The following is a 22,523-nucleotide window of genomic DNA, read 5'->3' as shown; positions in this document are numbered from 1 at the left end:
ACGATGAGTCTCGTACTATGGAGGCCTTCGAGAAGACGCGAAGCCCGGACGTGAAGCCCCGACGAAGTGGAGCCGTCATGACGACCGCCGCACCCATCAGCAGCCGTGCGCTCGACCATCCGGCGCGTACGGAGATCCGGCTCGAAGGCGTGCTCCACGCACTGTCGGACCCCATGCGCCTACGGGTCGTACGGCAGCTGGCCAGGGATGAGGCGGGGCTCGACGGGCTCTCCTGTTCGCAGATCGACCTGCCCGTCACGAAGTCCACGAGCACCCACCACTTCAGGGTGCTGCGCGAGAGCGGTGTGATCCAGCAGATCTACCGCGGCACGGCCAAGCTCAACGGCCTGCGCCGCGACGACCTGGACGCACTCTTCCCCGGGCTCCTGGACAGCGTCCTGGCGGCGGCAAGGACCCAGGCGGAACGCACGGGCACCCCGTAAACGAGCGCCCCGAAAGGGGCGCGGGGAACTGCGCGCCCGACCCCCACCGGTCTGCAGGGCAATGGCTGCTCACGTGGTCGGGGATTTCGACCCGGCCGCGGCTCAGGCGGGGCGCAGGGGCGCCCCGTAGGGGGCGCGGGGAACTGCGCGCCCAGCCCCCACGGGCCCGCAGACCAGACCCGCAGACCCCCACAGCCCCAGCTCAGCGCTCAGCGTCCCGCGCTGCCGCCAGCAGTCCGGGCCAGTCGGGAATCTTCACCGGCCCGCGCCCCAGCGAGATGCCGAGCGCCGCCTCCGCGCGCTCGATCGCCAGCCAGCCCTGCCACTCGACGGGGTGCAGGCCCGCGTCGCGGAGAGCGGGCAGAGGATCCTCGGGCACCCCTCTCTGCACGAGGGCGGGGGCGTCGTCGAGCAGGGAGAGCACCGTCTCCTTGGCGCACGGACGGTTGGTCCCGATGACGCCCGTCGGGCCCCGCTTGATCCAGCCCGCCACATACTCACCGGGGGACGCGACACCCGCCCGCAGCACCCGCCCCGCCCCATGCGGCACCGTGCCGAGCCCGGGATCGAACGGCAGCCCCTCGATGGGCACCCCGCGGTAGCCGACCGAGCGCAGGACCAGCTGCCCCGCGATGTCCTCGTACCGCCCGGAACCCCTCACTCCGCCGAGACCGTCAGGCAGCGTCCGCTCGAACCGCACCCCGCCGACGCGCCCGGCCGCCTCCGCCACGGCCACGGGGCGCAGGAAGAACCGGAGCCGGATGCTGCGCGGCAGGTGTCGCGCCGGACGCTCGGCCCAGCCGCGCATCACCTCGATGTTGCGGCGGCCCGCCGCGGGCAGGCCGGAGGGGTCGGCGTACGCGGGATCGAGCGCCAGCTCCTCGGGATCCACGATCACGTCCGTGTCCGGGAGCGAGCCGAGCTCGCGCAGTTCCTTGGTGGTGAAGCGCGCCTGCGAGGGGCCGCGCCGCCCCACCATGTGGACCTCGCGCACCCGGCTCTCGGCAAGGACACCGAGTGCCGCCTGCGGAATGTCGGTGGGCCGCAGCTCGGCCACGCCGCGCGCCAGCATCCGCGCGACGTCCACCGCGACGTTCCCGACGCCGATGACCACGGCGGACTCCACCCCCCGTACGAAGCCGTCGGCCGCCGCGTCCGGGTGTGCGCTGTACCAGGACACGAACTCCGTGGCGGAGTGGCTCCCCGGCAGGTCCTCGCCCGGCACGCCGAGCTTGCGGTCAGCTGCCGCGCCCACGCAGTAGACCACCGCGTGGTAGAAGTCGAGCAGCCGCGCGGCGGGGAAGCCGCCGGGGCCGATCTCGATGCCGCCGAGGAAGCGGACGCGGTCGTGTTCGAGGACCGTACGCAGGTTGCCCTGGAGGGACTTGATCTTCTCGTGGTCCGGCGCGACGCCGTAACGGACGAGGCCGTAGGGGCAGGGGAGCCGGTCGATGACGTCGACGCGCACCCCCGGCACACGGTCCTGCTGGACGAGGGACTGCGCGGTGTAGACCCCGCTCGGGCCTGATCCGACGACGGCGACCTGCAGCACGGCGGTGCTCCTTCCGCGAGGTGGCCTCGGGGGTCAACTCAGCATCGCACCCCGGTGCGTCGAGGGGGAGATGTGGTGAGGGGCGCGTTGATCCGGGCACCCGCTCCAGGGCGTGCCGTTCGTGACCTAATGCGATCGCACGGCTACCTTTTGATTGTGCTTGAGAGCCCCTTTCTTGGCGTTTCTGATCACTATTGGCCGAATTCTGCTAGTTCGCCCTCGTTCCACGTGCGGCTGACCTTCGGTGACGGAGCCGCCGTCGACGCACGGGCCGTGGTCTCGGAAGGGCGGATCACCCTGGAGGGCCTGCACGCTCAGCCGCCGCGTCCGGCCGACGACCCGCCGCACCAGCACCCGCGCCCGCAGCTGTATCCGCAGCCGCCCGCCGCACACCGCGCCCGCCCGTCGTGGCCGCGCGGGCGCGAGGGGCGGTTGATGGTGGCTCAGGAGTACCGCGCGGCGCAGGCCGAGGGGCGTGACCCCGTGCTCGCGGTGATGCACGCGACGGGCCGCAGCCGCCGCAGGTCCCTCAAGCTCATTGCCTCCGCGCGGGACGCGGGCGCCTTGCCCCCGCGCCACAACCGCCGTTGACGCACACGAGCGGCGCGCTCAGGGTGCGAGAGTCCCGGTCAGCTCTCTGTCCGGGGCATGGCTCGGGCGACGGCCAGAGTGTCCTCGAACAGGTGGAGACGTTCGATGCGCCCGCCGCGGACCGTGAGGCGGAAGGCCACGGGGGTGGTGAATCGGCGGCCGGTGGACTTGACGGTGTGTGTGAACCGGCCGAACAGGGCCGCCTCGTCGCCGTCCACCAGGACCTGGTCGATCTGTGACTCGCTCTCGCCTTCGACGAAGACGGGCCACATCGTGCGGAAGTAGGCGGACACCTGCTCACGGCGGGTGCGGCGGCCGGTCCACGGCAGGCTGCTGTCGCCGGGGACGAACCAGTCGATGTCGTCGGCGAACAGATCTGCCAGGCCGTCCGCGTCAGCCGCTGCCAGGAGGTGCAGGAAGCGGCTGATCGTGTCCTGAACGCCGAGGGGCTGCTGAGGTGCGGGCATGGTGACTCCTTGTGCGGTGGCGTACGTGATGGTGAGAGGGCCGCGCGCTGCGCGGGCAGGTCAGACCTGGACCAGTCCTCCGTCGACGAAGAACTCGGCTCCGGTGCTGAAAGAGCTCTGCTCGCTCGCCAGGAAGGCCGCAAGAGCGGCTACTTCCTCAGGCCGTCCCATGCGACCCATGGGAAGTTGGGAGGCAGCCGCCGCGTAGAACTGTTCGGTGCTCTGCCCCGCCCCCGCCGCGAGGCCGTCGAGGCCCGGCGTGGCGATGGGGCCGGGTGTCACCACGTTCACCCGCACTCCCCGTGGCGCCAGTTCGGAGGCCCACGTACGGGCCAGGCTCCGGATGGCGGCCTTGGACGCCGCGTAGACCCCGAGGCCCTCGCCGCCCTGCCCCGCGCTGGTGGAGCCCAGCAGAATGACGGATGCCTCCGGCGCCAGCAGAGGCAGCGACTTCTGTACGGTCAGCAGGCTTCCCTTGACGTTGACGTCGAAGGTCCGGGCGAACTGATCCTCGGTGGCGTCCTCCAGGCGGGCGTACTCCCCGATTCCGGCGTTGGCCACCACGACGTCAAGGCGGCGGCCGTCCCGTTCGATGACGCCGAAGAGCCGGTCGAGGTCGCCGGCCTGTGCCACGTCGCACTGCACGGCCACCGCGGCGGGTCCGGCTTCCGCCGCGGCGGCCTCGAGCTCCGCGGCCCGCCGTCCGGTCAGGTACACGTGGGCTCCGTCGTCGGCGAAGCGTTTGGCCACGGCCCGCCCGATGCCGCTGGAGGCTCCGGTCACCAAAGCGGTCTTGCCGGTCATCTGTCCCTTGTTCTCCATGGACTCCACCTGACTGATTGACGTAACTGTTGTAGTTACATTGAGGACCTGAAGGAAGCGGCCATGTCGGCCGCGCAACGGTCAGTGAGGGGAAAGCGTGTCGTTCAGGACGTCGGCCACCGTCGTCCGGGCCAGCTCCGCCCGAACCGTCCGGTCGAGCCGGTCGTAGACGCCGCCAAGGGCCGGCTGGATGCCCGCGCCCACGACGCACTCCGGATTGGGCTCCGCGCGGTGCATGCCGAACAACGGGCCCGACCCGATGGCCTCGTACACGTCCAGCAAGGTGATCGCGGCGAGCTCGCGGCTGAGCATCCAGCCCGCTCCGGCGCCGCGCTGGGCGTGCACCAGGCCGGCCGTCCGGAGCTCACCGAGCAGACGCCGGATCACCACGGGATTGGTGTTCGCGCTGTCCGCGATCTGCTCCGAGGTGGCGACCTCGAATCCGCGACTCTGGTAGAGACCCACCCACGCCAGAGCGTGCACGGCGACGGTCAACCTGCTGTTGGCGCTCACGGCGCCTCCTCACTTGTTGTAACAGTAAACGTTACGACAGGGGCCGGGCAAGTCGCGACGGTCCCACAGCCGATGGTTGTGGATGACCGCCGATGCGGTTGTTTGCCCTGCGGGCCCGCGGCCGGATTGGATACCGCAGGTCAAGGGAGCGGTTGTCCAAGGGGCAGGGACGGCAGGTGTGGCAGTGGGCAGGGGAGGCGGACGGTCCCTGGGTCGGCAGTTCGGATGGCTGTGGGCGGCCTACGCGGTCAGCGCGTTCGGTACGCGGCTCGCCTTCGACGCGTTTCCCCTGATCGCGATCCTCGCCCTGGGCGCCGGTCCGACACAGGTGTCGGTCCTCGCGGCGGCGGGGTTCGCGGTGGGTGCGGTGGTGGCGGTGCCGCTCGGGCCGTGGGTGGAGTTCCGCCGCAAGCGGGCGGTGATGATCGCGATGGACCTGATCCGGTGCGCGGCACTGCTCAGCATCCCCGCCACGTTCGCGCTCGGTCTGCTCGGCTTCGGGCAGCTCCTGTTCGTGGCGGTCGTCGTCGGCGCGGCCGACATCGCCTTCAGCGCGGCGAGCGGTGCGAGCCTCAAGGCACTCGTACGGCCGCAGGACCTGCTTGTCGCGAACGGCCGCCTGGAGTCCACGAGTTGGACTGCCTTGGTGCTCGGGCCGCCACTTGGCGGGGCCGCCGTCGGGCTCTTCGGTCCGGTGGTGACCGTGGTGGCCGACGCGGTCAGCTTCCTGCTCTCGGCCCTGGGGATCCGCGCGATCGGCGGCAAGGAGCCGCACCCCGTGCGCACCGGGCCGGCGTCCCGGTTCCGGGCGGGCGATCTGCTCGACGGATGGCGGTACATCCTGGCGGGCCCGGCGCTGCGTCCGCTGTTCTTCAACACGCTGGTGAACAACGGCCTGATCATGGCGACGTCGCCGCTCCTGGTCATCCTGATGGTCGGCGAACTCGGCTTCGCGCCCTGGCAGTACGGCCTGGCCTTCGCCGTGCCCTGCGTCGGCGGCCTGATCGGCTCGCGGCTCGCCCAGCCACTCGTCGGGCGGTTCGGGCGGCACCGGGTCCTGCTCACCGCCGGGACGCTGCGGGCGTGCTGGCTGTTCGGCCTTGCCTTCGTCGGCCCCGGTGCCGCCGGGCTCGTCCTCGTCATCGTCGTCGAGTTCGGCCTGATCACATGCTCGGGCGTGTTCAACCCGGTGTTCGCCACCTACCGGCTCGACCACACACCGGCGGACCGCGTCGCCCGCACCCTCTCCGCGTGGTCGGTCACCAGCAAGCTCAGCATCGCCGCCATGACCGGTCTTTGGGGCCTCCTGGCCGGTGTCACGGGACCGCGCACCGCGATCGGGATCGCCGGGATCCTCATCCTGGCCACCCCGCTGCTCCTCCCGCGACGCGATCAAGCGCCGCCGCACGAACGCGAGTTGACCGAAGAGAGCCGCACATGAGAGGCGCGGCACCCGTGCCGAGTCACGGCTCACATCTCGCGCATCCGGCCGATCTCCGCCGTCTGCTGCGCGATCACGTCGTTCGCCATCTCCTCGGCCTGGATGTTGTTGCCGTCCGAGAGTAGATCCGACGCCATCGTGACCGCGCCGTTGTGGTGAGTGATCATCAACTTCAGGAAGAGCTCGTCGAACGTCTTCCCCTTCGCGGCGCGCAACTGCTTCAGCTGCCCGTCCGTGGCCATGCCCGGCATCGTCCCGTGGTCGTGCCCCGACTGCTTCTTCGCGCCGCCATGACTCTTCAACCAGCCCTTCATGGCGCCGATCTCCGGACGTTGGGCGGCCGCGATGCGGTCGGCGAGGCGCTTGATCTTCGTGGAATCGGCGCGCTTGGGCGCGAGCTCGGTCATCGTCAGGGCCTGGCCGTGGTGCGTGATCATCATCTGGACGTAGGTGAAATCCGCCGAGTTGGGGGTGTCGTCGTCGGTTCTCTTCTTGGCCGCGTCCTTGGCCGACATGGTCGCGGCCGTCTCGCCCGGCTTGCCGGGAGCGATGACCGAGGGGCCGGGTTCTGCCTTCCCGCTCGGCTTCGAACCGGCGTCGGAACCTCCTGAATCGCAGGCGCCGAGCGTCAGAACGGCGGCCGTGAGGAACACGGCGACGGCGGGCGTACGACGGTTGGGCACGGCTGCCTCCTGTGGCGCGCGGGGGAGTTGAGGACCGTCCTAGCACGCTTACGCGCGCGAGTGATCGAAAACTTTCATTACAGATGCGTTGCCATCTGTTGATCTGTGCATGATGAGCACGATACTGCGGGGTGTCCGTGAACCGTTCGACTGCGAACGGCGACCAGGGCGACTAGGGAGGACGCAGTGAGCCTGTTGAACAATCCCCGAACACGGCGCAGACGCTTGGGCGTCGGCGCGGCCGCGCTCGGTCTGATTGCCGCGCTGTTCAGCGCGGCGCCCGCCGGAGCGACGCCCGACCCGGGTGACTCGCCCGCCGCGCCCAAGAGCGTGTCGAAGAGCGACGCCGCCGACGCGAAGGCGGCCATCAAGGGCGGTGAGATACCCGCGCCCGACGAGATCGTGCACTCGGACAACATCAAACATCTCGCCAACATCCCCAAGGACGCGCTGCCGGGGTTCAACACCGACCTCGCCTTCCAGGGGAAGTACGCCTTCGCGGGCAATTACGACGGCTTTCGCATCTACGACATCAGTAACCCGAAGAAGCCGCGGACCGTGTCCCAGGTCCTGTGCCCCGGCTCGCAGAACGACATCTCCGTCTCGGGCAACCTGCTGTTCCTCTCCACCGACTCCTCGCGCAGCGACAACTCCTGCAACAGCACCACGCAGCCTGCGACCGAGAAGTCCTCGTGGGAGGGCATGAAGGTCTTCGACATCAGCGACAAGTCGAACCCGAAGTACGTCTCCGCCGTCGAGACCGCCTGCGGCTCGCACACGCACACCCTGGTGCCGGAGAAGAAGAACGTCTACGTGTACGTCTCTTCGTACTCCCCGAGCGCGACGTTCCCGGACTGCCAGCCGCCGCACGACGGCATTTCCATCATCAAGGTGCCCCGCAAGGCCCCGCAGAAGGCGGCGGTCGTCGACTTCCCCGTGCTCTTCCCGGGTGAAGGCCCCGACGGTGGCGGCAACCCCGGCGGGCCCACCAACCCGGGCGTCTCCAAGACCACCGGCTGCCACGACATCACCGTGCTGCCCTCCAAGGACCTCGCCGCGGGCGCCTGCATGGGCGACGGAATCCTCTTCTCCATCAAGAACCCCGAGAAGCCCACGGTCATCGACCAGGTCCAGGACAACAAGAACTTCGCGTTCTGGCACTCGGCGACCTTCAACCAGAAGGCCGACAAGGTCGTCTTCACCGATGAGCTCGGCGGCGGTGGCGGCGCCACCTGCGACGAGGCGACAGGCCCTGAGCGCGGCGCCAACGGCATCTACGACGTCAAGGGCAAGGGCGATCACCGCAAGCTCGTCTTCAAGAGCTACTACAAGATCCCGCGCCACCAGGCCGCGACCGAGAACTGTGTCGCCCACAACGGCTCGCTGATCCCGGTCAAGGGCAAGGACCTGATGGTCCAGGCCTGGTACCAGGGCGGCGTCTCCGTCTGGGACTTCACGAACTCCTCGAAGCCGAAGGAGATCGGCTACTTCGAGCGTGGCCCCCTGTCCACCGACGCGATCCAGCTGGGCGGCTCCTGGTCGGCGTACTACTACAACGGCTACATCTACTCGAACGACATCGCCAAGGGCTTCGACGTCCTGAAGATCGATGACAAGCGGACGGATCCCGCCGAGCGGGTCCGCGTCCGTGAGCTCAACGTCCAGACCCAGCCGGATTACTTCGACTGACCGGACTGCCGGACTATTTCGACTGAACGGGCCACTGAGAGGACCGCGTCTCCTGCGCGGACTGATCGTCGACTCGTGCATGCGTCCCGCCGGGCGGCTCGTCGCCCGGCGGGACGCCGAGTTCCCACGCGAGCCCGTACCGCTGGAAGAGCTCCGACCGCAGCGCGCCCGCCGGCATCGGCGCCCCCGGAAGCAGCACCGCGAAGACCGCGCCCATCAGCAGCGCGCGAAGGAGCGGATAGTCGGTGTCCACATTGAGCGACCCATTGCGTACGACGGTGTCGCGGAGCAGTTCGGCGAGGTGCTGCTGCTCCGGGCAGCGCACGAATCCGTCGGCCTGGAGGATGCCCGCCATGTGGGTGCGCATGAGCACGGGCTGGTCCCTGGCCAGGCCCAGGATCGCGTCGATGGCGCGGGCCAGGAGCTCGCCCCCGTCCGTGGCCCGGGGCTCTCGTTCGAGCGCGGCCTCGAGCGTGCGGTGCATCAGGCGGTGCACCGCCGACTGCAGGAGCTGCCGCTTGCCGGGGAAGTAGTACGACACGAGGCCGCGGGCCGAGCCCGCGCGGTCGGCGATGTCGCCGAGCGTCGTCGCTTCGTAGCCACGCTCGCTCACCAGCTCGACCGTGGCCTGGAGGAGCCGTTCCCTGGAACGCCTTCGCAACTCTTCATTGACCGATGCGCTACGCGGGGACATCCTGTAACTCCTGCGTTGACTGGCTGGGAGCCAGTATACTCAGCGTCTCGGACCAAGACTCCCAGTCGGGTCTTTCACGGTCCGGTGCGACCTGGGGCAGGCAACACCGCGGGGGAGTGTTGCCTGCTCACGGGTGCCGATCGGCCGAACCCTCCTTACAGTGGGCCGGGGGGCCGAGGAGGCGTACTGAGATGGATCAAGAGCAGATTCTGTCCCGGATCTCGTCGATGGTCGACGACGAGCGGACGCTGCGGGACTCCCTTGCGTCAGGTGCGATCGACGAGGCGACGGAGCGCGCGAGGCTCGGCGCCATCGAACGGGAACTCGACCGGTGCTGGGACATGCTGCGCCGGCGCCGCGCGAAGGCCGAGTTCGGCGGGAGCCCGGACGAGGCGCGGGTGCGGCCCGTCGTCGAGGTCGAGGGCTATTGGTCCTAGACCGCCTCGCATGGTCCTGGGCCGTCTCGCACACCTCAGCCGTCTCGCACACCTCAGCCCTGGTCGACGAGGCCGAGAACGGGAAGCAGTCCGTCCGGCCGGCGGTCCACGGGCAGATGGTCCACGAAGTGCACGGCACAGCCGATCGCGGCGGCGCCCGCGTCCGCGTGCCGGTCGTCGCCCACCATCAGCGCATCCGCCGGATCGACGCCGATGGCCTCACAGGCGTTCGCGAACAGGCGCGGGTCCGGCTTCTGGATCTCGTGCTCGTACGACAGGGCGTACGCGTCGATGTACGGGTCGAGACCGTGGGCGCGGAAGACGGGGCGCAGATCCCAGCCGATGTTGCTGACCACCGCGACACGTACGCCCCGCTCCCGGAGCCCCGCGAGCACCTCGGCCGCATCCGCGTAAGGACGCCAGGCCTCCGGCGTCATATGGCGCTCGTACAGGGCGTCGTGCAGCTGCGGCTCCGGCAGCGGGACCTCGCGCGACAGGCCCGTGAACGCGGCGCGGTGCTGTGCGGCGCTGCGGTCGCGCTGGGCCCACAGCTCGGCGAGACGGTCGGGCACGGCGGTGGGATACGCCCCGCCGGGCAGCGCGCCCGCCCGCTCCAGGTCGGCCGCCAGGCGCTCGAGCTCCGCCGATGGGAGCGGAAGCCGGGCATCCTGAAGCACCGCGCGCAGCCAGGCACCGGTGGACTCGATACGGAACAGGGTCCCGGAGAAGTCGAAGAGCGCGCCCTTGATCACCATGGCAAGGATCCTCCGTGACCTGCCGACGGGCAGTCAAGTGGGCTCGGCCGCAGGCCCGTTCGGCAGTTCCGTCACACAAGGGCAGTTGTACGGGCGCCGGGCCGGTACGCGTACGTGGCGATCGCGAGCGCCACCATCAGCGAGCCGAGCAGCCAGCCGCCGACGACGTCCGACGGCCAGTGCACGCCGTTCCAGATCCGGGTCACGCCGACCCCGACGACACTGACCACGGCGATCGTCACACCCGTGCGCCACAGGGCGGGCCCGGCGCCGTACACACGGAGCAGCCACAGGAGGAGCCCGCAGACGACCGTCGCCGTCAGGGCGTGCCCCGAGGGGAAGGCCGCGAAGTGTGCGGAGTCCACCGGGTCCGGCCATACCGGGCGCGGTTTGTCGACCGCCGCCTTGAGCCCCTGTTGCACCACGGTGCCCACCGCGCAGGTGACCGCGAGCCACAGCGCGAGCCAGTACGCGCCGCGGAAGACGAGCCACACCGCGGCCACGGTGATCAGTGCGCGCATCGTCCACGGGTCCCACACCCAGTCGGTCAGGATGCGGCTCGCGTGGGTGAGACCGTCGTGCGCGAGCGCCCAGCGGTGCGTGGTGCGCGCGATGTCGCCGTCGAGGGTGCGCAGCGGGCGCCACTCCAGCTCGACCAGGAGAATCAGCAGGACCGACGGGACGCACAGGAACGCGGCGGTGAGCGCGGCGCGGGACTTTCGCGGACGGGGCGGACTGGGCGGCGAGTCGAGGGGCGCGGCGGGGTGCATGAGGAGATCCTCGCCGACGGGTGGCGCCGAGGGCCATCCCGGGGCGCGGTTCCGGTGAGTTCGGCCCGGTGAGCCCGGCGGCCTAGGCCCCCGGTGGCAGACCGCTATCCCAGCGCGCGCAGCCCCGGCACGAACGTCACAAGGAGCGGAATCACCGGCACAAGCGCCGCGGCCGCCGTAAGGCGCAGCCGCCGCCCCGCGGTGAGCCGCGGCCGTGCGGACAGCAGCCGGTGCACCCGCTGCGGCACGTGCGCGTGCGGGGTCGGGCAGGGGCCGAACACGCCCCGGTCCTCGTTGAGCTCGACCAGTGCGAGGGCGATCGTCAGGCGCCCGAAGCGCCGCGAGGCCACGTCGTCGGCGGCCAGCTCGACCAGGCGGTGCATCTCGCCCCGGAACGCGGCGAACACCGGCACCTGCGGGAACCCCGTGGCCAGCGCGCCCGAACAGTGCAGGAGCCAGTCGTGCCGCGCCTGGGCGTGCCCCTGCTCATGGGCGAGCACGGCATCCAGCTGACGGCCCTTCAGGCGGCGCAACGCGGCGGTGGTGATGACCAGTTGGGGTGCCGCGCCCGGCAGCCACCAGGCGTCGGGGCGCTCGCCCTCCAGGACGACGAGACGGTCGGCGCCGGGCTCCTCGCCGGGCAACAGCGGTGCGCGCAGGAGTAGTTCATCGCGCCGCTTGTGGCGCCTGGTGCGCGCCCGGGCGATCTCCCGGGTCAGCATCGCGGCGGTCCAGACGGCGCCCAGGGCCAGCGCCACGGCGGTCGCGGGTGCCCAGGAGCCTCCGGCCCCCAGCGCGTACGCCTCGACCACGTCGTGCGGCGCTGGCGCGAAGACATGGCCGCGTACGGCCTGCCACGCGGCGGCGGCGCTCAGGGTCATCGACAGGGCGCAGCACATGAGCACACCCGCCACGACGCACTGCCATGCCCACAGCGCGACCACCGGTTCGCGCTCCGGCCAGTCGGCGCGTGCGAGGAGGCGCGGGGCGACGACGGCGGTGAGGGCGCCCAGCAGCAACAGCGCAACGGGGAGCAACATGCGTCAAGACTATGAGGGTGGCGCTGTCGGAGGGTATGACCTATCGCCTCAAGTGACGCACGCCACGGCCGATCGCGGGATATCACCCCTTACGGCCTCGCGGATTCCGCTCGATGGGCTCTCTGTGGGGCGTGCCGGGTGTGCGGCGTCTGCTGCGGCTACAGCGTGAGGAGCATCGCGATCATGGCGATGCCCATGGACAGCCGGCACGCCATCGCCAGTTCCGTGCGGTCGCCCCACCCCATCGCCGTGCCTCCCCCGGGCCCCTCCGCCGCCGCGGGCGTCGGTAAGGGGGTCGGTACGGGCGTCGGTACGGGCAGGAGGCGGACCCCCGACCAGAGCACGTATCCGGCGAAGTACAGCAGCAGTACGCCGCTGAGCGCCGGTGTACCCCCGCCGCCGTGGCCCGTGTGCGCGGCGGGGGTCGTGGTCATGGCCACCGCCATGTAGACCATGGCGCAGGTGCCGACCAGGTGATGCAGGTGGTGGCGATTGCGCCGGGCCGCCCACAGGGCGCGCAGTGCCGCCGCGCCGAACACGGCCGCGTAAGCGAGCCAGGCCCACCGCGGCGGGGTCAGCACGGCCGCGGGCAGGGCCATCAATGCCATCGCGAACCCCATGAGCGCCTCGCCGCCGGCCGCCCGGCGCTGTTCCTCGATCCTGCTGCGCATCCGCAGCAGACAGTAGGACCCGGTCGCCGCGCACAGCGCGACGAGCAGCCAGCCGGCCTGCGCCGGTCCGTGCACCGCACACCTCCCCGATTGACGGTGTCGTCGGGTCGATGCCCTCGCACGGGGCCTCGTATGCGAGCGCACGGGTGTACGCGGGGAGCGCGAAGGGGGGCGGACGGAACGTGATCGAGGTGACTCCGAAGGGAATCGTTTCCGAGTAAAACACTTGCTAAGGTTCTAGGCATGAGCAGTACACCGCCACCCTCACCCGACCCGTTCGGGCCCTCCCGTGTCCGCCTCCGTGACCGTTTCCGTGTCCGCCGACTCCCGCTCGCCGGTGTGCTGCGCCCGGGCAAGCCGTCCGACATCTGGTTCAAGCCCGCGTCGAGCGTCGTCGTCGCCACGGCGATACCGAACCTGACGCTCCTCGCGCTCGGCCGCCTCGACCTTGTCATGTACACGATGGCCGGATCGTTCTGCGCCCTCTACGCCCACAACCTCCCCTACGCCGCGCGGGCCCGTGCCCTCGCCGGGGTCGTTCTCGGGATGCTGGCCAGTGTCGGCGTCGCCATGGTCGCCGCCTCGCTCACGACGTCGGCGGCGCTGCTCGTGGCGGTCGGTGCGCTGCTCGCCGCCGCGCAGAAGACGCTCTGCGACGCGACCCGCATCGGCCCGCCGGGCCACCTCATCTTCACGTTCATCAGCTCCGCCACCCTGTTCGCGCCGCAGGCCATCGGGCAGGTCCCCGGCCACCTCGCTCTGACACTCGGCGCGGGCGCCGTGGCCTGGCTCGTCGGCATGGCCCCCGCCCTGGTGCGACCGCACGGCCCCGAGCGCCGGGCCACCGCGCGGGCCCTGCACGCGGCAGCCGCGTACGCCGATGCATCGGGCCCAGGACGCGAGCGGGCCCGGCCGGGGGCGGCGGCAGCCGTGCACGCCGCCTGGCAGTCACTGCTCGCCACCGGCGCCCGCACGGCGGCGCGTCGTGCCCTGGAACGCCTGGTGATCCGGGCCGAGGAGGCCCTGGCGGCGCCATCGGCGGCGGACCCCGCCCAGCTGCGCTCCTGGGCGGCGGGGCTGCGCGGCACGAGTGCGGTGCCGCGCCCCGGCGGCGTACGGCCCGAAGCGGACGACGAACTCCTCGGAGTGGAGGCCGAGTTGGCCTCCAGGGCCGCAAAGGGTGCCCTGTGGCGGCGCCTGGGCCCCGGATCGCCGCTGCTGCCCATCGCCCTGCGGACGGCCGTCGGCTGCGCGCTCGCGGGGTACGCGTCGTTGGCGCTCGGCGTCGGCCGCCCCTACTGGGCGCTCGTCACGGCGGCCTCGCTCTACCAGGCCAACGTCACGCTCACCTGGAACAGGGGAGTGCAGCGGGTGGTCGGCAACCTCGTCGGCGTGCTCGCCTTCGCCGCGATCGCCCCGCTTGCCCACCTCAGTCACGCCGCGCTCATCGTCTGCTGCCTGGCGCTCGCCTTCGGGGCGGAGGCGCTGATGGGCCGCAACTACTGGCTCGGCAGCGTGTGCGTCACGCCGATGGCGCTCCTCGTCACCGAGTTCGCACGGATCCAGCAGCCCGGAGGCCTCATCCTCGACCGGGTCGTGGACACGTTCGTGGGCGCGCTGCTCGGCATCCTCGCGGCGATCGCCGTCACCAACCGGCGCGCCGCCGACCACATCGAGCTGGCCATCGACGCCACCGACCGGGCCCGCGCCCGAGCCGAACAGGCCCTTGCGGCCCCGCTCCCCACCCCCGGCGCCCTGCGCCCGGCGCGCCGCGGCCTGACCGCCGCCCTTGTCGACCTGCGCACCGCTCACGACGCGGCGGCGGGCGAATGGTGGCAGCGCGCCCTGCCGGACCAGCGGGTGATGCTCGCCGAGCAGGCGGGACACCGTACGCTCGCGGCGACGGTACGAGGCATGGAGCACGGCGAGTGCGTACGGGTATGACGAGCCGGGCCGGGCCGAAGGGCGAGGACAGGGGCGCATGAGGAACGGGAGCGAACGGGACGCGGCGGCGGAAGCCGTGGCCGCCCGTGCGGGAGACGGTGCCCGTGCGGGAGGCAGTGCCCATGCGCGAGACGGTGCCGCGAGCAGTGCCACGGCTCTTGCCGCGGGCGTGACGGACAGTGCCTCCGACGTCGGCGCGCCCCGCGACACCGTGGCCGCCGTCGTGCGGCAGTGGCAGACGGTGCGGCCGGACATCGACACAGGGCCGATGGAGGTCATCGGCCGCATCAACCGCTGCGCGGCCCTCCTGCAACAGGCCGAGGACGCCCCGCTGCGCCGCGTCGGCCTGACCCGCCCCGAGTTCGACCTCCTCGGCGCGCTGCGCCGCACCGGCCACGAACTGACCCCCGGCGAACTGGCCCGCGAGACCTTCTCCTCGGGCGCCGCCGTCACCAAGCGCCTCAAGCAGCTCCAGGAGCGCGACCTGGTCGACCGGCGCGCCGACACCCGTGACCGCCGCGTCTCGCACGTCAGCCTGACCGACACGGGCCGCGGCCTTGTCGACTCGATCCTGCCCGACCAGCTCGCCTACGAGACGGTTGTCCTCGCCGGTCTCGACGAGGACGGGCAGGACCAACTGAGCTCGCTCCTCGGCGAGTTGCTGGCGCAGCTCGAGGGGCGCCTCGGGCTCTCGCCGGGGTTCCGGGGCTGAGGGGCCTGGCGGGGCCGTACGGGGGTGTCAGTGGTACTCGACGGCCGTTACAGCCCCTCCGTGTGATCCCTTGAGGTCCCGTGATCCCGTGATCCTGTGACCCGTGTGATTTCGTGTGCCCCTCCTCGCCTCCCCAGGAGCCCCCCATGCCCCCGACAGCCGAAGACAGCGGAGAGCAGGGTCCAGCGGACCCCGCGGCCTCGCCCCTGGACGGCCTCCCCACCCTCCGCGGCGTGGCCCGCCCCTCCCTCTGGCTGCTCCTCGTCCCCGTCCTGCTCTACGGCGCCGCCCCGTTCGTGGCCAACCGCATCGAGCCGCGCGTCCTCGGCATTCCCTTCCTCCTGTTCTGGGTCATCGCCGCCACGGTGATCAGTCCTCTGGTCATCTGGATCGCCGCCCGGCTCGACCCGGCGTACCGAACGAACGCCGTCGAGCCCATCCCGGCCGACGACCTCCCGGGCACCGACACCGAAGGAGGCCGCCGATGAACGGCTCCGCGGCCGTCGCGACCACCATCTTCGGCCTCGCGATGGTCGCCACCATCGGGATCGGCGTATGGAGCGCCCGCGGCCGGTCCAAGGGCCTCGCCGAGTGGTCCGTCTCCAGCCGCGGACTCGGCGTCCTGTTCATCTGGCTGCTCATGGCCGGCGAGACGTACACGAGCTTCTCGTTCCTCGGCACCGCGGGCTGGTCGTACTCCTTCGGCGCGCCGATCCTCTACCTGGTCGCCTACCTGACCGTCGGATTCGCCGTCGCGTACGTCGTCGGCCCCGCCCTGTGGACGTACGCGTCCCGGCACGGCCTCATCTCCATCGCGGACATCGCCGAATTCCGGTTCCGCTCGCGCCCGGTGGGGATCCTCGTCGCCGCCGTCGCGACGGTCTTCATCGTCCCCTACATCCAGGTGCAGATTCAGGGCATGGGCGTCGTCGTGAACGCGATGACGTACGGCAGCGTCGATCTCAAGGTCGCCGCCGTCATCTCCTTCGTCGTGGCCGAGGTGTTCATCCTCGTGTCAGGCCTTCGCGGCTCGGCGTGGGTGAGCGCGCTCAAGGACATGCTGGTGATCGTCGCCGTCGTGTTCCTCGCCGTGTACATCCCGATGCACTACCTCGGCGGGTTCAGCGACTTCATGCGGCGCATGGTGACCGAGAAGCCCGAGTGGCTGACCTTCCCCGGGCACGAGTCCGGCGGGCGCAACGCCATGTGGTTCCTGAGCACCGTCGTCCTGAACGCCGTGACGATCACCATCTTCCCGACCACCGTCGCCGGTTACCTCAGTGCGAAGAGCCCCAACGCCCTGCGCCGCAACGCGCTGCTCCTGCCCTGGTACCAACTGCTCCTGTTCGTCCCGATGGTGGTCGGCGCCACGGCGCTGTTCGTGATGCCGACCCTGGGCAACCCCGACCTGGCCCTCTTCAGCCTCGTCACCGACTCCCTGCCCTCACCCGTCGTCGCGCTCATCGGCGTCGCGGGTGCCCTCTCGGCGATCGTGCCGATGAGCGTCTTCATGCTCTCCATCGGCACGCTGTGGGGCCGCACGATCCTCGGCGGCGGCAACGGCGCCGATCCGCGGGCGCGCCGCCGTGTGCTCGGAAAGCCCGGCGACGCCAGTGACATGCGGGCCAAGCGGCTCTCCCAACTGGTGTGTGTCGTCGCCGGGTTGATCGCCCTCGCCGGAAGTCTCTTCTACCCGAACACCCTCGTGGAGCTCTCCGTCCTGTCGTACGAGGGCCTGGCGCAGCTCGTGCCTGTCGTGCTGCTCGCCTTGTTCTGGCGGCGGTTGACCGCGCGGGCCGCCGTCTGCGGGATGCTCACCGGCCTTGCGGTGATGATCCTGCTGTGGGCCACCGACAACGACCCGTACCACGGGGTGAACGGCGGCATCATCGCGCTCGCCGCCAACCTCGCCGTGCTGCTCGCGGTCGTCCGGCTCGCGCCGGGCCCAGGACCGGCCGCGGTTTCCTCCCCGACCCCGGCCACCCCCGACGGGAGCGCGGCGAAAGCCGCCCAACACGTTACGGAGAGCTGATGAGTGATGTCTTCGAGGTGCCGGGACTCCAGGAGCCCGTGGAGATCCTGGTCGACCAATGGGGCGTACCGCATCTGTACGCCGCGTCGCAGGACGACCTCTTCCTGGCCCAGGGCTTCAACGCGGCCCGCGACCGCCTCTTCCAGCTGGACCTCTGGCGGCGCCGCGGACTCGGCCTGCTCGCCGAGGTGCTCGGGGAGGGGTACGCCGAACACGACCGTGCGGCACGGCTGTTCCTCTACCGCGGCGACATGGCCGAGGAGTGGCGCGCGTACGGGGACGACGCGGAACGGGTGACGACGGCGTTCGTCGACGGCATCAACGCGTACGTGTCGCTGTGCCGCGCGGATGCGACCCATCTCCCGGCCGAATTCACCCTGTTGACGTACGAACCGGCGTACTGGCACCCCTCCGACGTGGCCCGCATCCGCAGCCACGGTCTGCAGTACAACCTCCGTGACGAGGTCGCCCGCGCCCTCACCCTGCGCGACCACGGCCCCGACGCGGAGGAGCTGCGCCGCCGCCGCGAGCCCGCTCCGCACCGGCTGCGCGTCCCCGAGGGGCTCGACCTGTCCGTCATCCCGCCCGACGTCCTGCGCGTGTACGAGATGGCCACCACGCCCCCATGGGCGGCGGGCGCGGCGCCCCGACAGGGCCTGGACGGCTCCAACAACTGGGTCATCGCCCCGTCCCGGACAGCCACCGGCCGCCCCCTCCTGGCCAACGACCCGCACCGCGGCATCGCCCTGCCCGCCCTTCGCTACCTCGCACACCTCTCGGCGCCCGGCATCGACGCCGTCGGAGCGGGCGAACCGGCCCTGCCCGGCATCTCCATCGGTCACAACGGCCAGGTCGCCTTCGGCCTGACGATCTTCCCGATCGACCAGGAGGACCTGTACGTCTACCGCACGAACCCGGCGAACCCGCACGAGTACTGGTACCAGGACCGCTGGGAGCCGATGACGCGCGTCACGGAACCGATCCCGGTGCGCGGCGGCGAGGCGATCCCGGCAGACCTGTGGTTCACGCGCCACGGCCCGGTGATCCGCGAACTCCCCGACCGGAACGCCGCGTTCGCGGTCCGCGCGGCCTGGCTCGGCCCCGGCATGGCCCCCTACCTGGGCAGCATGGACTACATGCGGGCGGCGAGCCCCGACGCGTTCGTCACGGCGATGCGCCGCTGGGGAGCCCCCGGCGAGAACCAGGTCTACGCGTCCCCGGACGGCACGATCGGCTGGCGCCCCGCAGGTCGTGTCCCCGTACGCCCGGGCTGGGACGGCACACTGCCCGTGCCGGGCGACGGCCGCTACGAATGGGACGGCTTCCTGGACGTGGAGGACCTCCCCTCGGTCCGCGACCCGGCCCAGGGCTGGTTCGCCACGGCCAACCAGCTGAACCTGCCGCCCACATATCCGAACGCGGAGAAGACGGTCACGTACGACTGGTACGCACCGACGCGCCACGACCGCATCACGGAGGAACTGAGTGCGCACGCGGCCTGGACGGTCGAGGACTGCGTACGACTGCAGACGGACTACGTCAGCCTGCCCGGGCGGCGGGTACACGCGCTGCTCGCGGGGCTGCGGGGCGGGGACGCGGAGTCCGGGGCTTCCGCGCCCGGCGATGATCGCTCGGCCGTTTCTGGTGCCGCAGCGGACGCCGCCAAGTCCGGTCGCCCCACCGCCCCCGGTGACCCCCTCGCCACCGCCCTCGCCCTCCTGCGTGACTGGGACACCCGTCTCACCGTCGACTCCCCGGCCGCCGCCCTCTTCGAGGTCTGGTACCGGCGGCACCTGCGTCCCGCCCTACTGGCGCGGGCCCTCGACGGGATCGTGGGCGAAGAGCGCCGTGAGCGGGCCCTGGCGCGGATCCTTCCCGCCGAGGACGCGGCGGCGGACGCCCGCGTCGATCTGGAGCTCCTCGAAGGTGACCCGGACCCCGGGGTGCTGCTCGGCACGCTCGCCGCGGCCTTCGACGAACTCGCCGGGCTCCTGGGCGCCGACCCGGCCTCCTGGTCCTGGGGCGCCCTTCATCACGCCCACCCGCACCACCCCATCGCCGCCCTGCTAGACGGGCCCGCCCCGGACTGGGCCTCCGTGGGCCCCGTACCGCGCGGCGGCAGCGGCGACACCGTGGGCGCCGCCGCCTACGGGCCCGGGTTCCGGCAGACCGCGGGGGCCTCCTTCCGTATCGTCGTGGACGTCGGCTCCTGGGACGACTCCGTGGCGATGAACTCGCCGGGGCAGTCCGGCGTTCCGGGCAGCCCGCACTACGACGACCTGTTCGCGAGCTGGGCCGCCGACGGTTCCTTCCCGCTCCTCTACTCCCGCGACGCGGTGGAGAAGCACACGCGGCGGACGATCACGCTGCGACCGTCCGCCGCGAAACCTCAGGGGGCGGCCGACCCGAAGGGCAGGTAGTCCATCTCGTACCCGAAGCAGCGGGGACCGGCGAGCGCGAGCCCGCCCGGAGTGATCCAGCGTGGGTCGCAGCGCGCGGCGAAGACGCTGACGCGCAGGCCGTAGCGCAGGCCCTCCGTGGTCACCGGGTCGCCGGTCTCGCTGTCCAGGACGCAGATCAGGTCGGGCGTGGTCGCGACGGACACCCCGTCGAGCGTGGCGAGCAAGTGCTCGTTCTGGAAGCCGAGTTCGAGTACCCTCTCGGAGTCACCCCGCGTCCCTTCGATACGTGCGTGACCGCGCGCGAAGCCACCCTCCGTACGGCGGATCACGTCGACCACCTTGCCCGTCAGGAGGGGAACGCCGGCCAGCATCGCCCGCGCCGCCGCCACCGGATCGCCGTGCGCGGCCCGCGCCTCACGCACCACCGCGCCGAGCCGCCGGGCGAGCGTCAGCGTCGCCGGTACCAGGCCGTCGGCGAGCTGATCGCCGCGCAGCACCGTGTCCGCGCAACTGATCTGGCAGCCGAGCTCCACGCACACCGCACGCGCGATCCGCTCGGCCGCGTGATTGTCGACGGCCTCGACGATGACCGTGTTGCCCTTGTCGTCGGCGAGCGCCATCGGTGAATTGGTGATCCCGGCAAGGCCCGGCAGCACCATCTGCGCCTCGGGGAACGCCCGCCCCATCGCGTCCCCGTCCACGAGGGGAAGCCCGGCCCGTGCGGCGCACGCGATCGGCAGCATCGAGTTGACCCCGCCGACCTCCAGCGGCGTGAGGTGAGTGGCACGGCGCCCGAGGTGTTTCTCCAGGGCCCGCAGCGCGGCCAGGTGCTCGTTGCCGTTGGGCACGCGCTCCAGGAGGACGGTGGGTGCGCCCATGCCGGAGATGGGAACGACGGTCGCGTCGGCGTCGACCTCGTCGATGCGGACGACCCGCACCGGCCCGAAGGCGCGGATCGCCTCACGGGCGAGCAGTTTGCCGATGTAGGGGTCACCGCCGCCGCCCGTACCGAGGATGCCCGAGCCCCGGGCGATGTCGTCGAGGTTGTCGAGGGTGATCTCGCGTATCGGAAGGGTGGTCTCACGCATCGGAGGCGGCCCCGGCGCCGGACCCCGTGGCCGGGCTGAGACGCCCCAGGTCGAGATCGCCCACCGCCTTGACGCGGATGCGCGTGGCGCCGCCGGGCAGATAGGCGAGCGGCACCTCCTCGATGTCGACGACGCGTACGCTGCCGGGGCGCGCCCCGGCGTCCCGCGCACGCCCGACGGCCTCGTCGCGGGCTTCGGCGAGCACCGCGTCACGGTGTCCTTCGGGGACGCGGAAGACCCGGTCGACCTCGCCGCCGACCTGCGCGATCGCCGCACCCACCGCGTTGGCCACGTCGAAGTGCCCCGGCCTGCGCACATCGCTGAAGCCGGGCAGTGCGTCGGGCACGAGCACGGAGCCGCCGCCGACGGCGACCACCGGAAGGACCGCCGCCGAGGTCCGCATCCGGTCGACGCCTTCGGCGAGCCGCTCGGCGATGCGGTCCAGAGCGCACTCGGTGAACTCCGGGTCCAGATGGGTGACATGGGCGCTGTCGCCGATGTCCGCCCGGCCCGCGGCCACCGCGAGATCCGTCGCCGTCAGCCGCGTACCGCCGAAGACGAGTGCTTCCTCCGTGAGCAGGTAGCCGACCGACCGGGGGCCGGTCCCGCCGTCGCGCGACACCAGGGAACCACCGCCGATGCCCAGTGAAAGGACGTCGGGTATGCGGAAGTTGGTGCGGATGCCCGCGGCCTCGCTCTCGCCCGCCGTCTCGCGCGGAAAGCCCCCGGAGAGGATGCCGATGTCGGCCGTCGTGCCGCCCACGTCGACGACCGCGCAGTCCCCGAGCCCGGACAGGAGAGCCGCGCCGCGCATCGAGTTGGTCGGCCCCGACGCGAACGTGGCGACGGGACAGGTGCGCGCGAAGTCGACGTCCATCAGTGTCCCGTCGTTCTGCGACAGAAAGAACGGCGCCGTGATCGACATCTCGGCCAGCGCCTTCCCGAACGACTCGACGACGACGGTCGCCAGATGGCGCAGCGACGCGTTGATGATCGTGGCGTTCTCGCGCGCGAGCAGCCCGACCCGGCCGAGACCGTGCGAGAGCGAGAAATGCGTGCCCTCACCCAGCTCGGCCCGCAGGATTTCGGCGGCGAGCCGCTCGTCCTCCTCCGCGACCGGCGAGAACACCGACGACACGGCGACCGAGGTGAGCCCGCGCGCGGCGATGTCTGCGGCCGTGCGCCTGAGCTCCTCCGGGTCGAGCGGAGACAGCGGCCGACCGTCGAACTCCCGCCCGCCGTGGCAGAGATAGGCGTGCCCGCCGACGGCGGCCCGCTGCCGCGCGGGCCAGTCAGCCATGGGCGGCAGGGCGGCGGTGGCGGGAAGACCGAGACGTACGGCTGCCACGGGGGTGAGCCGGGCGCCCTCGACGAGTGCGTTGAGGAAGTGCGTGGTGCCGATCATCACCGCCGTGACGGATTCGACGGGCGGTGCGAGCGCCCGGATCACGGCGGTGACTCCGGAGGTGATGTCGGGGGTGGTCGGTGACTTGGCCGCCGCGAGCACGCGGTCGTCGTGCCCGAGGAGGGCGGCGTCGGTGTTGGTCCCACCGACATCGATGCCGATACGCATAGTGGTGGAGTCCTTCGTGTGACGACGGATGATGCGTAGTACGGACGTGACGCACGCCGCGATCAACCAGGCGCCGGGAGACCGCCTGCACAGGGCGTCTCTCGGCCATCTGACGGCGGCATCGACTGTCAGACGGCGGCCGCGGCCTTCGGAGCCCCTTATGCCGGCCCGATGGGCCACCCCCTCGCGTCGCCGCAGCAAGGA

Annotated in this window: 22 protein-coding genes; 10 read left to right on the top strand and 12 right to left on the bottom strand. The window is 71.5% G+C overall.

From position 1 onward, the window contains the following. Positions 1–77 precede the first annotated feature (77 nt). Positions 78–443, top strand: coding sequence for an ArsR/SmtB family transcription factor (locus tag ACFQ7F_RS16810; protein WP_383271005.1), 366 nt, complete (start codon positions 78–80; stop codon positions 441–443). A gap of 202 nt (positions 444–645) precedes the next feature. On the opposite strand, the gene ACFQ7F_RS16805 is transcribed toward ACFQ7F_RS16810, so the two are convergent. Then, positions 646–1,995: an FAD-dependent oxidoreductase gene (locus ACFQ7F_RS16805; protein ID WP_383271003.1), complete on the bottom strand. Its 1,350-nt coding sequence runs from the start codon at positions 1,993–1,995 to the stop codon at positions 646–648. A 156-nt stretch (positions 1,996–2,151) separates the two neighbouring features. On the opposite strand from ACFQ7F_RS16805, the gene ACFQ7F_RS16800 reads away from it, so the two are divergent. Beyond that, a complete protein-coding gene (locus tag ACFQ7F_RS16800) occupies positions 2,152–2,586 on the top strand; it encodes a DUF6214 family protein (protein WP_383271001.1) in 435 nt (144 codons plus the stop codon). 38 nt (positions 2,587–2,624) lie between these two features. On the opposite strand, the gene ACFQ7F_RS16795 is transcribed toward ACFQ7F_RS16800, so the two are convergent. The 3 genes from ACFQ7F_RS16795 to ACFQ7F_RS16785 form a co-directional block, all read right to left on the bottom strand. Then, a complete protein-coding gene (locus ACFQ7F_RS16795) occupies positions 2,625–3,053 on the bottom strand; it encodes a nuclear transport factor 2 family protein (protein WP_383270999.1) in 429 nt (142 codons plus the stop codon). A 60-nt stretch (positions 3,054–3,113) separates the two neighbouring features. Continuing rightward, positions 3,114–3,875: an SDR family NAD(P)-dependent oxidoreductase gene (locus ACFQ7F_RS16790; protein ID WP_383270997.1), complete on the bottom strand. Its 762-nt coding sequence runs from the start codon at positions 3,873–3,875 to the stop codon at positions 3,114–3,116. An 81-nt stretch (positions 3,876–3,956) separates the two neighbouring features. After that, a complete protein-coding gene (locus ACFQ7F_RS16785; protein WP_383270996.1) occupies positions 3,957–4,388 on the bottom strand; it encodes an Rrf2 family transcriptional regulator in 432 nt (143 codons plus the stop codon). A gap of 178 nt (positions 4,389–4,566) precedes the next feature. Here ACFQ7F_RS16785 and ACFQ7F_RS16780 point away from each other — a divergent pair, with 178 nt between their 5' ends. After that, positions 4,567–5,829, top strand: a complete 1,263-nt coding sequence (locus ACFQ7F_RS16780; RefSeq protein WP_383270994.1) for an MFS transporter — start codon at positions 4,567–4,569, stop codon at positions 5,827–5,829. A 29-nt stretch (positions 5,830–5,858) separates the two neighbouring features. Here ACFQ7F_RS16780 and ACFQ7F_RS16775 read toward each other — a convergent pair whose 3' ends face one another. Beyond that, complete coding sequence (locus ACFQ7F_RS16775; RefSeq protein ID WP_383270993.1) at positions 5,859–6,512, bottom strand: DUF305 domain-containing protein; 654 nt, start codon at positions 6,510–6,512, stop codon at positions 5,859–5,861. A gap of 186 nt (positions 6,513–6,698) precedes the next feature. Between ACFQ7F_RS16775 and ACFQ7F_RS16770 the strand changes: the two genes are divergently transcribed. After that, on the top strand, positions 6,699–8,201 hold the full coding sequence (locus ACFQ7F_RS16770) for an LVIVD repeat-containing protein (protein ID WP_383270991.1): 1,503 nt from the start codon (positions 6,699–6,701) through the stop codon (positions 8,199–8,201). Between the two features lie 13 nt (positions 8,202–8,214). On the opposite strand, the gene ACFQ7F_RS16765 is transcribed toward ACFQ7F_RS16770, so the two are convergent. Further along, on the bottom strand, positions 8,215–8,895 hold the full coding sequence (locus ACFQ7F_RS16765) for a TetR/AcrR family transcriptional regulator (RefSeq protein WP_383270990.1): 681 nt from the start codon (positions 8,893–8,895) through the stop codon (positions 8,215–8,217). Positions 8,896–9,086: 191 nt separating this feature from the next. Between ACFQ7F_RS16765 and ACFQ7F_RS16760 the strand changes: the two genes are divergently transcribed. After that, on the top strand, positions 9,087–9,332 hold the full coding sequence (locus ACFQ7F_RS16760; RefSeq protein ID WP_383270989.1) for a DUF2630 family protein: 246 nt from the start codon (positions 9,087–9,089) through the stop codon (positions 9,330–9,332). 53 nt (positions 9,333–9,385) lie between these two features. Here ACFQ7F_RS16760 and ACFQ7F_RS16755 read toward each other — a convergent pair whose 3' ends face one another. The 4 genes from ACFQ7F_RS16755 to ACFQ7F_RS16740 all read right to left on the bottom strand — a co-directional run bounded on the left by ACFQ7F_RS16755 (position 9,386) and on the right by ACFQ7F_RS16740 (position 12,643). Then, positions 9,386–10,087, bottom strand: coding sequence for an HAD family hydrolase (locus ACFQ7F_RS16755; protein ID WP_383270987.1), 702 nt, complete (start codon positions 10,085–10,087; stop codon positions 9,386–9,388). Positions 10,088–10,158: 71 nt separating this feature from the next. Beyond that, on the bottom strand, positions 10,159–10,857 hold the full coding sequence (locus ACFQ7F_RS16750; RefSeq protein WP_383270985.1) for a phosphatase PAP2 family protein: 699 nt from the start codon (positions 10,855–10,857) through the stop codon (positions 10,159–10,161). A gap of 104 nt (positions 10,858–10,961) precedes the next feature. Beyond that, the gene (locus ACFQ7F_RS16745; protein WP_383270983.1) at positions 10,962–11,897 is read right to left on the bottom strand and encodes a M56 family metallopeptidase; all 936 of its coding nucleotides are present in this window, start codon (positions 11,895–11,897) and stop codon (positions 10,962–10,964) included. Positions 11,898–12,055: 158 nt separating this feature from the next. Beyond that, on the bottom strand, positions 12,056–12,643 hold the full coding sequence (locus ACFQ7F_RS16740; protein WP_383270982.1) for a DUF5134 domain-containing protein: 588 nt from the start codon (positions 12,641–12,643) through the stop codon (positions 12,056–12,058). Positions 12,644–12,811: 168 nt separating this feature from the next. Here ACFQ7F_RS16740 and ACFQ7F_RS16735 point away from each other — a divergent pair, with 168 nt between their 5' ends. The 5 genes from ACFQ7F_RS16735 (at position 12,812) to ACFQ7F_RS16715 (ending at position 19,676) form a co-directional block, all read left to right on the top strand. Then, positions 12,812–14,512 (top strand): FUSC family protein, encoded by a 1,701-nt coding sequence (locus ACFQ7F_RS16735; RefSeq protein ID WP_383270980.1) that lies wholly within the window; start codon positions 12,812–12,814, stop codon positions 14,510–14,512. Positions 14,513–14,549: 37 nt separating this feature from the next. Beyond that, on the top strand, positions 14,550–15,224 hold the full coding sequence (locus ACFQ7F_RS16730) for a MarR family winged helix-turn-helix transcriptional regulator (protein ID WP_383270978.1): 675 nt from the start codon (positions 14,550–14,552) through the stop codon (positions 15,222–15,224). Between the two features lie 146 nt (positions 15,225–15,370). Then, positions 15,371–15,712 (top strand): DUF3311 domain-containing protein, encoded by a 342-nt coding sequence (locus ACFQ7F_RS16725; protein WP_383270976.1) that lies wholly within the window; start codon positions 15,371–15,373, stop codon positions 15,710–15,712. Beyond that, positions 15,709–17,256, top strand: a complete 1,548-nt coding sequence (locus tag ACFQ7F_RS16720; protein ID WP_383270975.1) for a sodium:solute symporter — start codon at positions 15,709–15,711, stop codon at positions 17,254–17,256. Before ACFQ7F_RS16725 ends, ACFQ7F_RS16720 begins: the two co-directional genes overlap by 4 nt. After that, positions 17,256–19,676: a penicillin acylase family protein gene (locus ACFQ7F_RS16715; protein WP_383270974.1), complete on the top strand. Its 2,421-nt coding sequence runs from the start codon at positions 17,256–17,258 to the stop codon at positions 19,674–19,676. The genes ACFQ7F_RS16720 and ACFQ7F_RS16715 overlap by 1 nt, the downstream gene beginning before the upstream one ends. Here the strand turns inward: ACFQ7F_RS16715 and ACFQ7F_RS16710 are convergent. Further along, on the bottom strand, positions 19,646–20,746 hold the full coding sequence (locus ACFQ7F_RS16710; RefSeq protein ID WP_383270973.1) for a DUF917 domain-containing protein: 1,101 nt from the start codon (positions 20,744–20,746) through the stop codon (positions 19,646–19,648). The two genes, ACFQ7F_RS16715 and ACFQ7F_RS16710, sit on opposite strands and share 31 nt — an antisense overlap. Further along, the gene (locus ACFQ7F_RS16705; RefSeq protein ID WP_383270971.1) at positions 20,739–22,319 is read right to left on the bottom strand and encodes a hydantoinase/oxoprolinase N-terminal domain-containing protein; all 1,581 of its coding nucleotides are present in this window, start codon (positions 22,317–22,319) and stop codon (positions 20,739–20,741) included. The genes ACFQ7F_RS16710 and ACFQ7F_RS16705 overlap by 8 nt, the downstream gene beginning before the upstream one ends. Positions 22,320–22,523: the final 204 nt, after the last annotated feature.

Origin of the sequence: Streptomyces sp. NPDC056486 (assembly GCF_042795295.1) — a bacterium.
In the GTDB taxonomy this organism is placed as follows: domain Bacteria; phylum Actinomycetota; class Actinomycetes; order Streptomycetales; family Streptomycetaceae; genus Streptomyces.
Note: the sequence above shows the minus strand (reverse complement) of the source record. Positions and strands in the feature narration are given on the sequence as shown.

Bases quoted from the DNA above. Each gene is read 5' to 3' on its own strand.
- ACFQ7F_RS16790 (WP_383270997.1), bottom strand. From the start codon at position 3,875: ATGGAGAACAAGGGACAGATGACCGGCAAGACCGCTTTGGTGACCGGA.
- ACFQ7F_RS16725 (WP_383270976.1), top strand. From the start codon at position 15,371: ATGCCCCCGACAGCCGAAGACAGCGGAGAGCAGGGTCCAGCGGACCCC.
- ACFQ7F_RS16745 (WP_383270983.1), bottom strand. From the start codon at position 11,897: ATGTTGCTCCCCGTTGCGCTGTTGCTGCTGGGCGCCCTCACCGCCGTC.
- ACFQ7F_RS16705 (WP_383270971.1), bottom strand. From the start codon at position 22,319: ATGCGTATCGGCATCGATGTCGGTGGGACCAACACCGACGCCGCCCTC.
- ACFQ7F_RS16755 (WP_383270987.1), bottom strand. From the start codon at position 10,087: ATGGTGATCAAGGGCGCGCTCTTCGACTTCTCCGGGACCCTGTTCCGT.
- ACFQ7F_RS16765 (WP_383270990.1), bottom strand. From the start codon at position 8,895: ATGTCCCCGCGTAGCGCATCGGTCAATGAAGAGTTGCGAAGGCGTTCC.
- ACFQ7F_RS16710 (WP_383270973.1), bottom strand. From the start codon at position 20,746: ATGCGTGAGACCACCCTTCCGATACGCGAGATCACCCTCGACAACCTC.
- ACFQ7F_RS16720 (WP_383270975.1), top strand. From the start codon at position 15,709: ATGAACGGCTCCGCGGCCGTCGCGACCACCATCTTCGGCCTCGCGATG.
- ACFQ7F_RS16795 (WP_383270999.1), bottom strand. From the start codon at position 3,053: ATGCCCGCACCTCAGCAGCCCCTCGGCGTTCAGGACACGATCAGCCGC.
- ACFQ7F_RS16735 (WP_383270980.1), top strand. From the start codon at position 12,812: ATGAGCAGTACACCGCCACCCTCACCCGACCCGTTCGGGCCCTCCCGT.
- ACFQ7F_RS16760 (WP_383270989.1), top strand. From the start codon at position 9,087: ATGGATCAAGAGCAGATTCTGTCCCGGATCTCGTCGATGGTCGACGAC.
- ACFQ7F_RS16730 (WP_383270978.1), top strand. From the start codon at position 14,550: ATGAGGAACGGGAGCGAACGGGACGCGGCGGCGGAAGCCGTGGCCGCC.
- ACFQ7F_RS16715 (WP_383270974.1), top strand. From the start codon at position 17,256: ATGAGTGATGTCTTCGAGGTGCCGGGACTCCAGGAGCCCGTGGAGATC.
- ACFQ7F_RS16750 (WP_383270985.1), bottom strand. From the start codon at position 10,857: ATGCACCCCGCCGCGCCCCTCGACTCGCCGCCCAGTCCGCCCCGTCCG.
- ACFQ7F_RS16810 (WP_383271005.1), top strand. From the start codon at position 78: ATGACGACCGCCGCACCCATCAGCAGCCGTGCGCTCGACCATCCGGCG.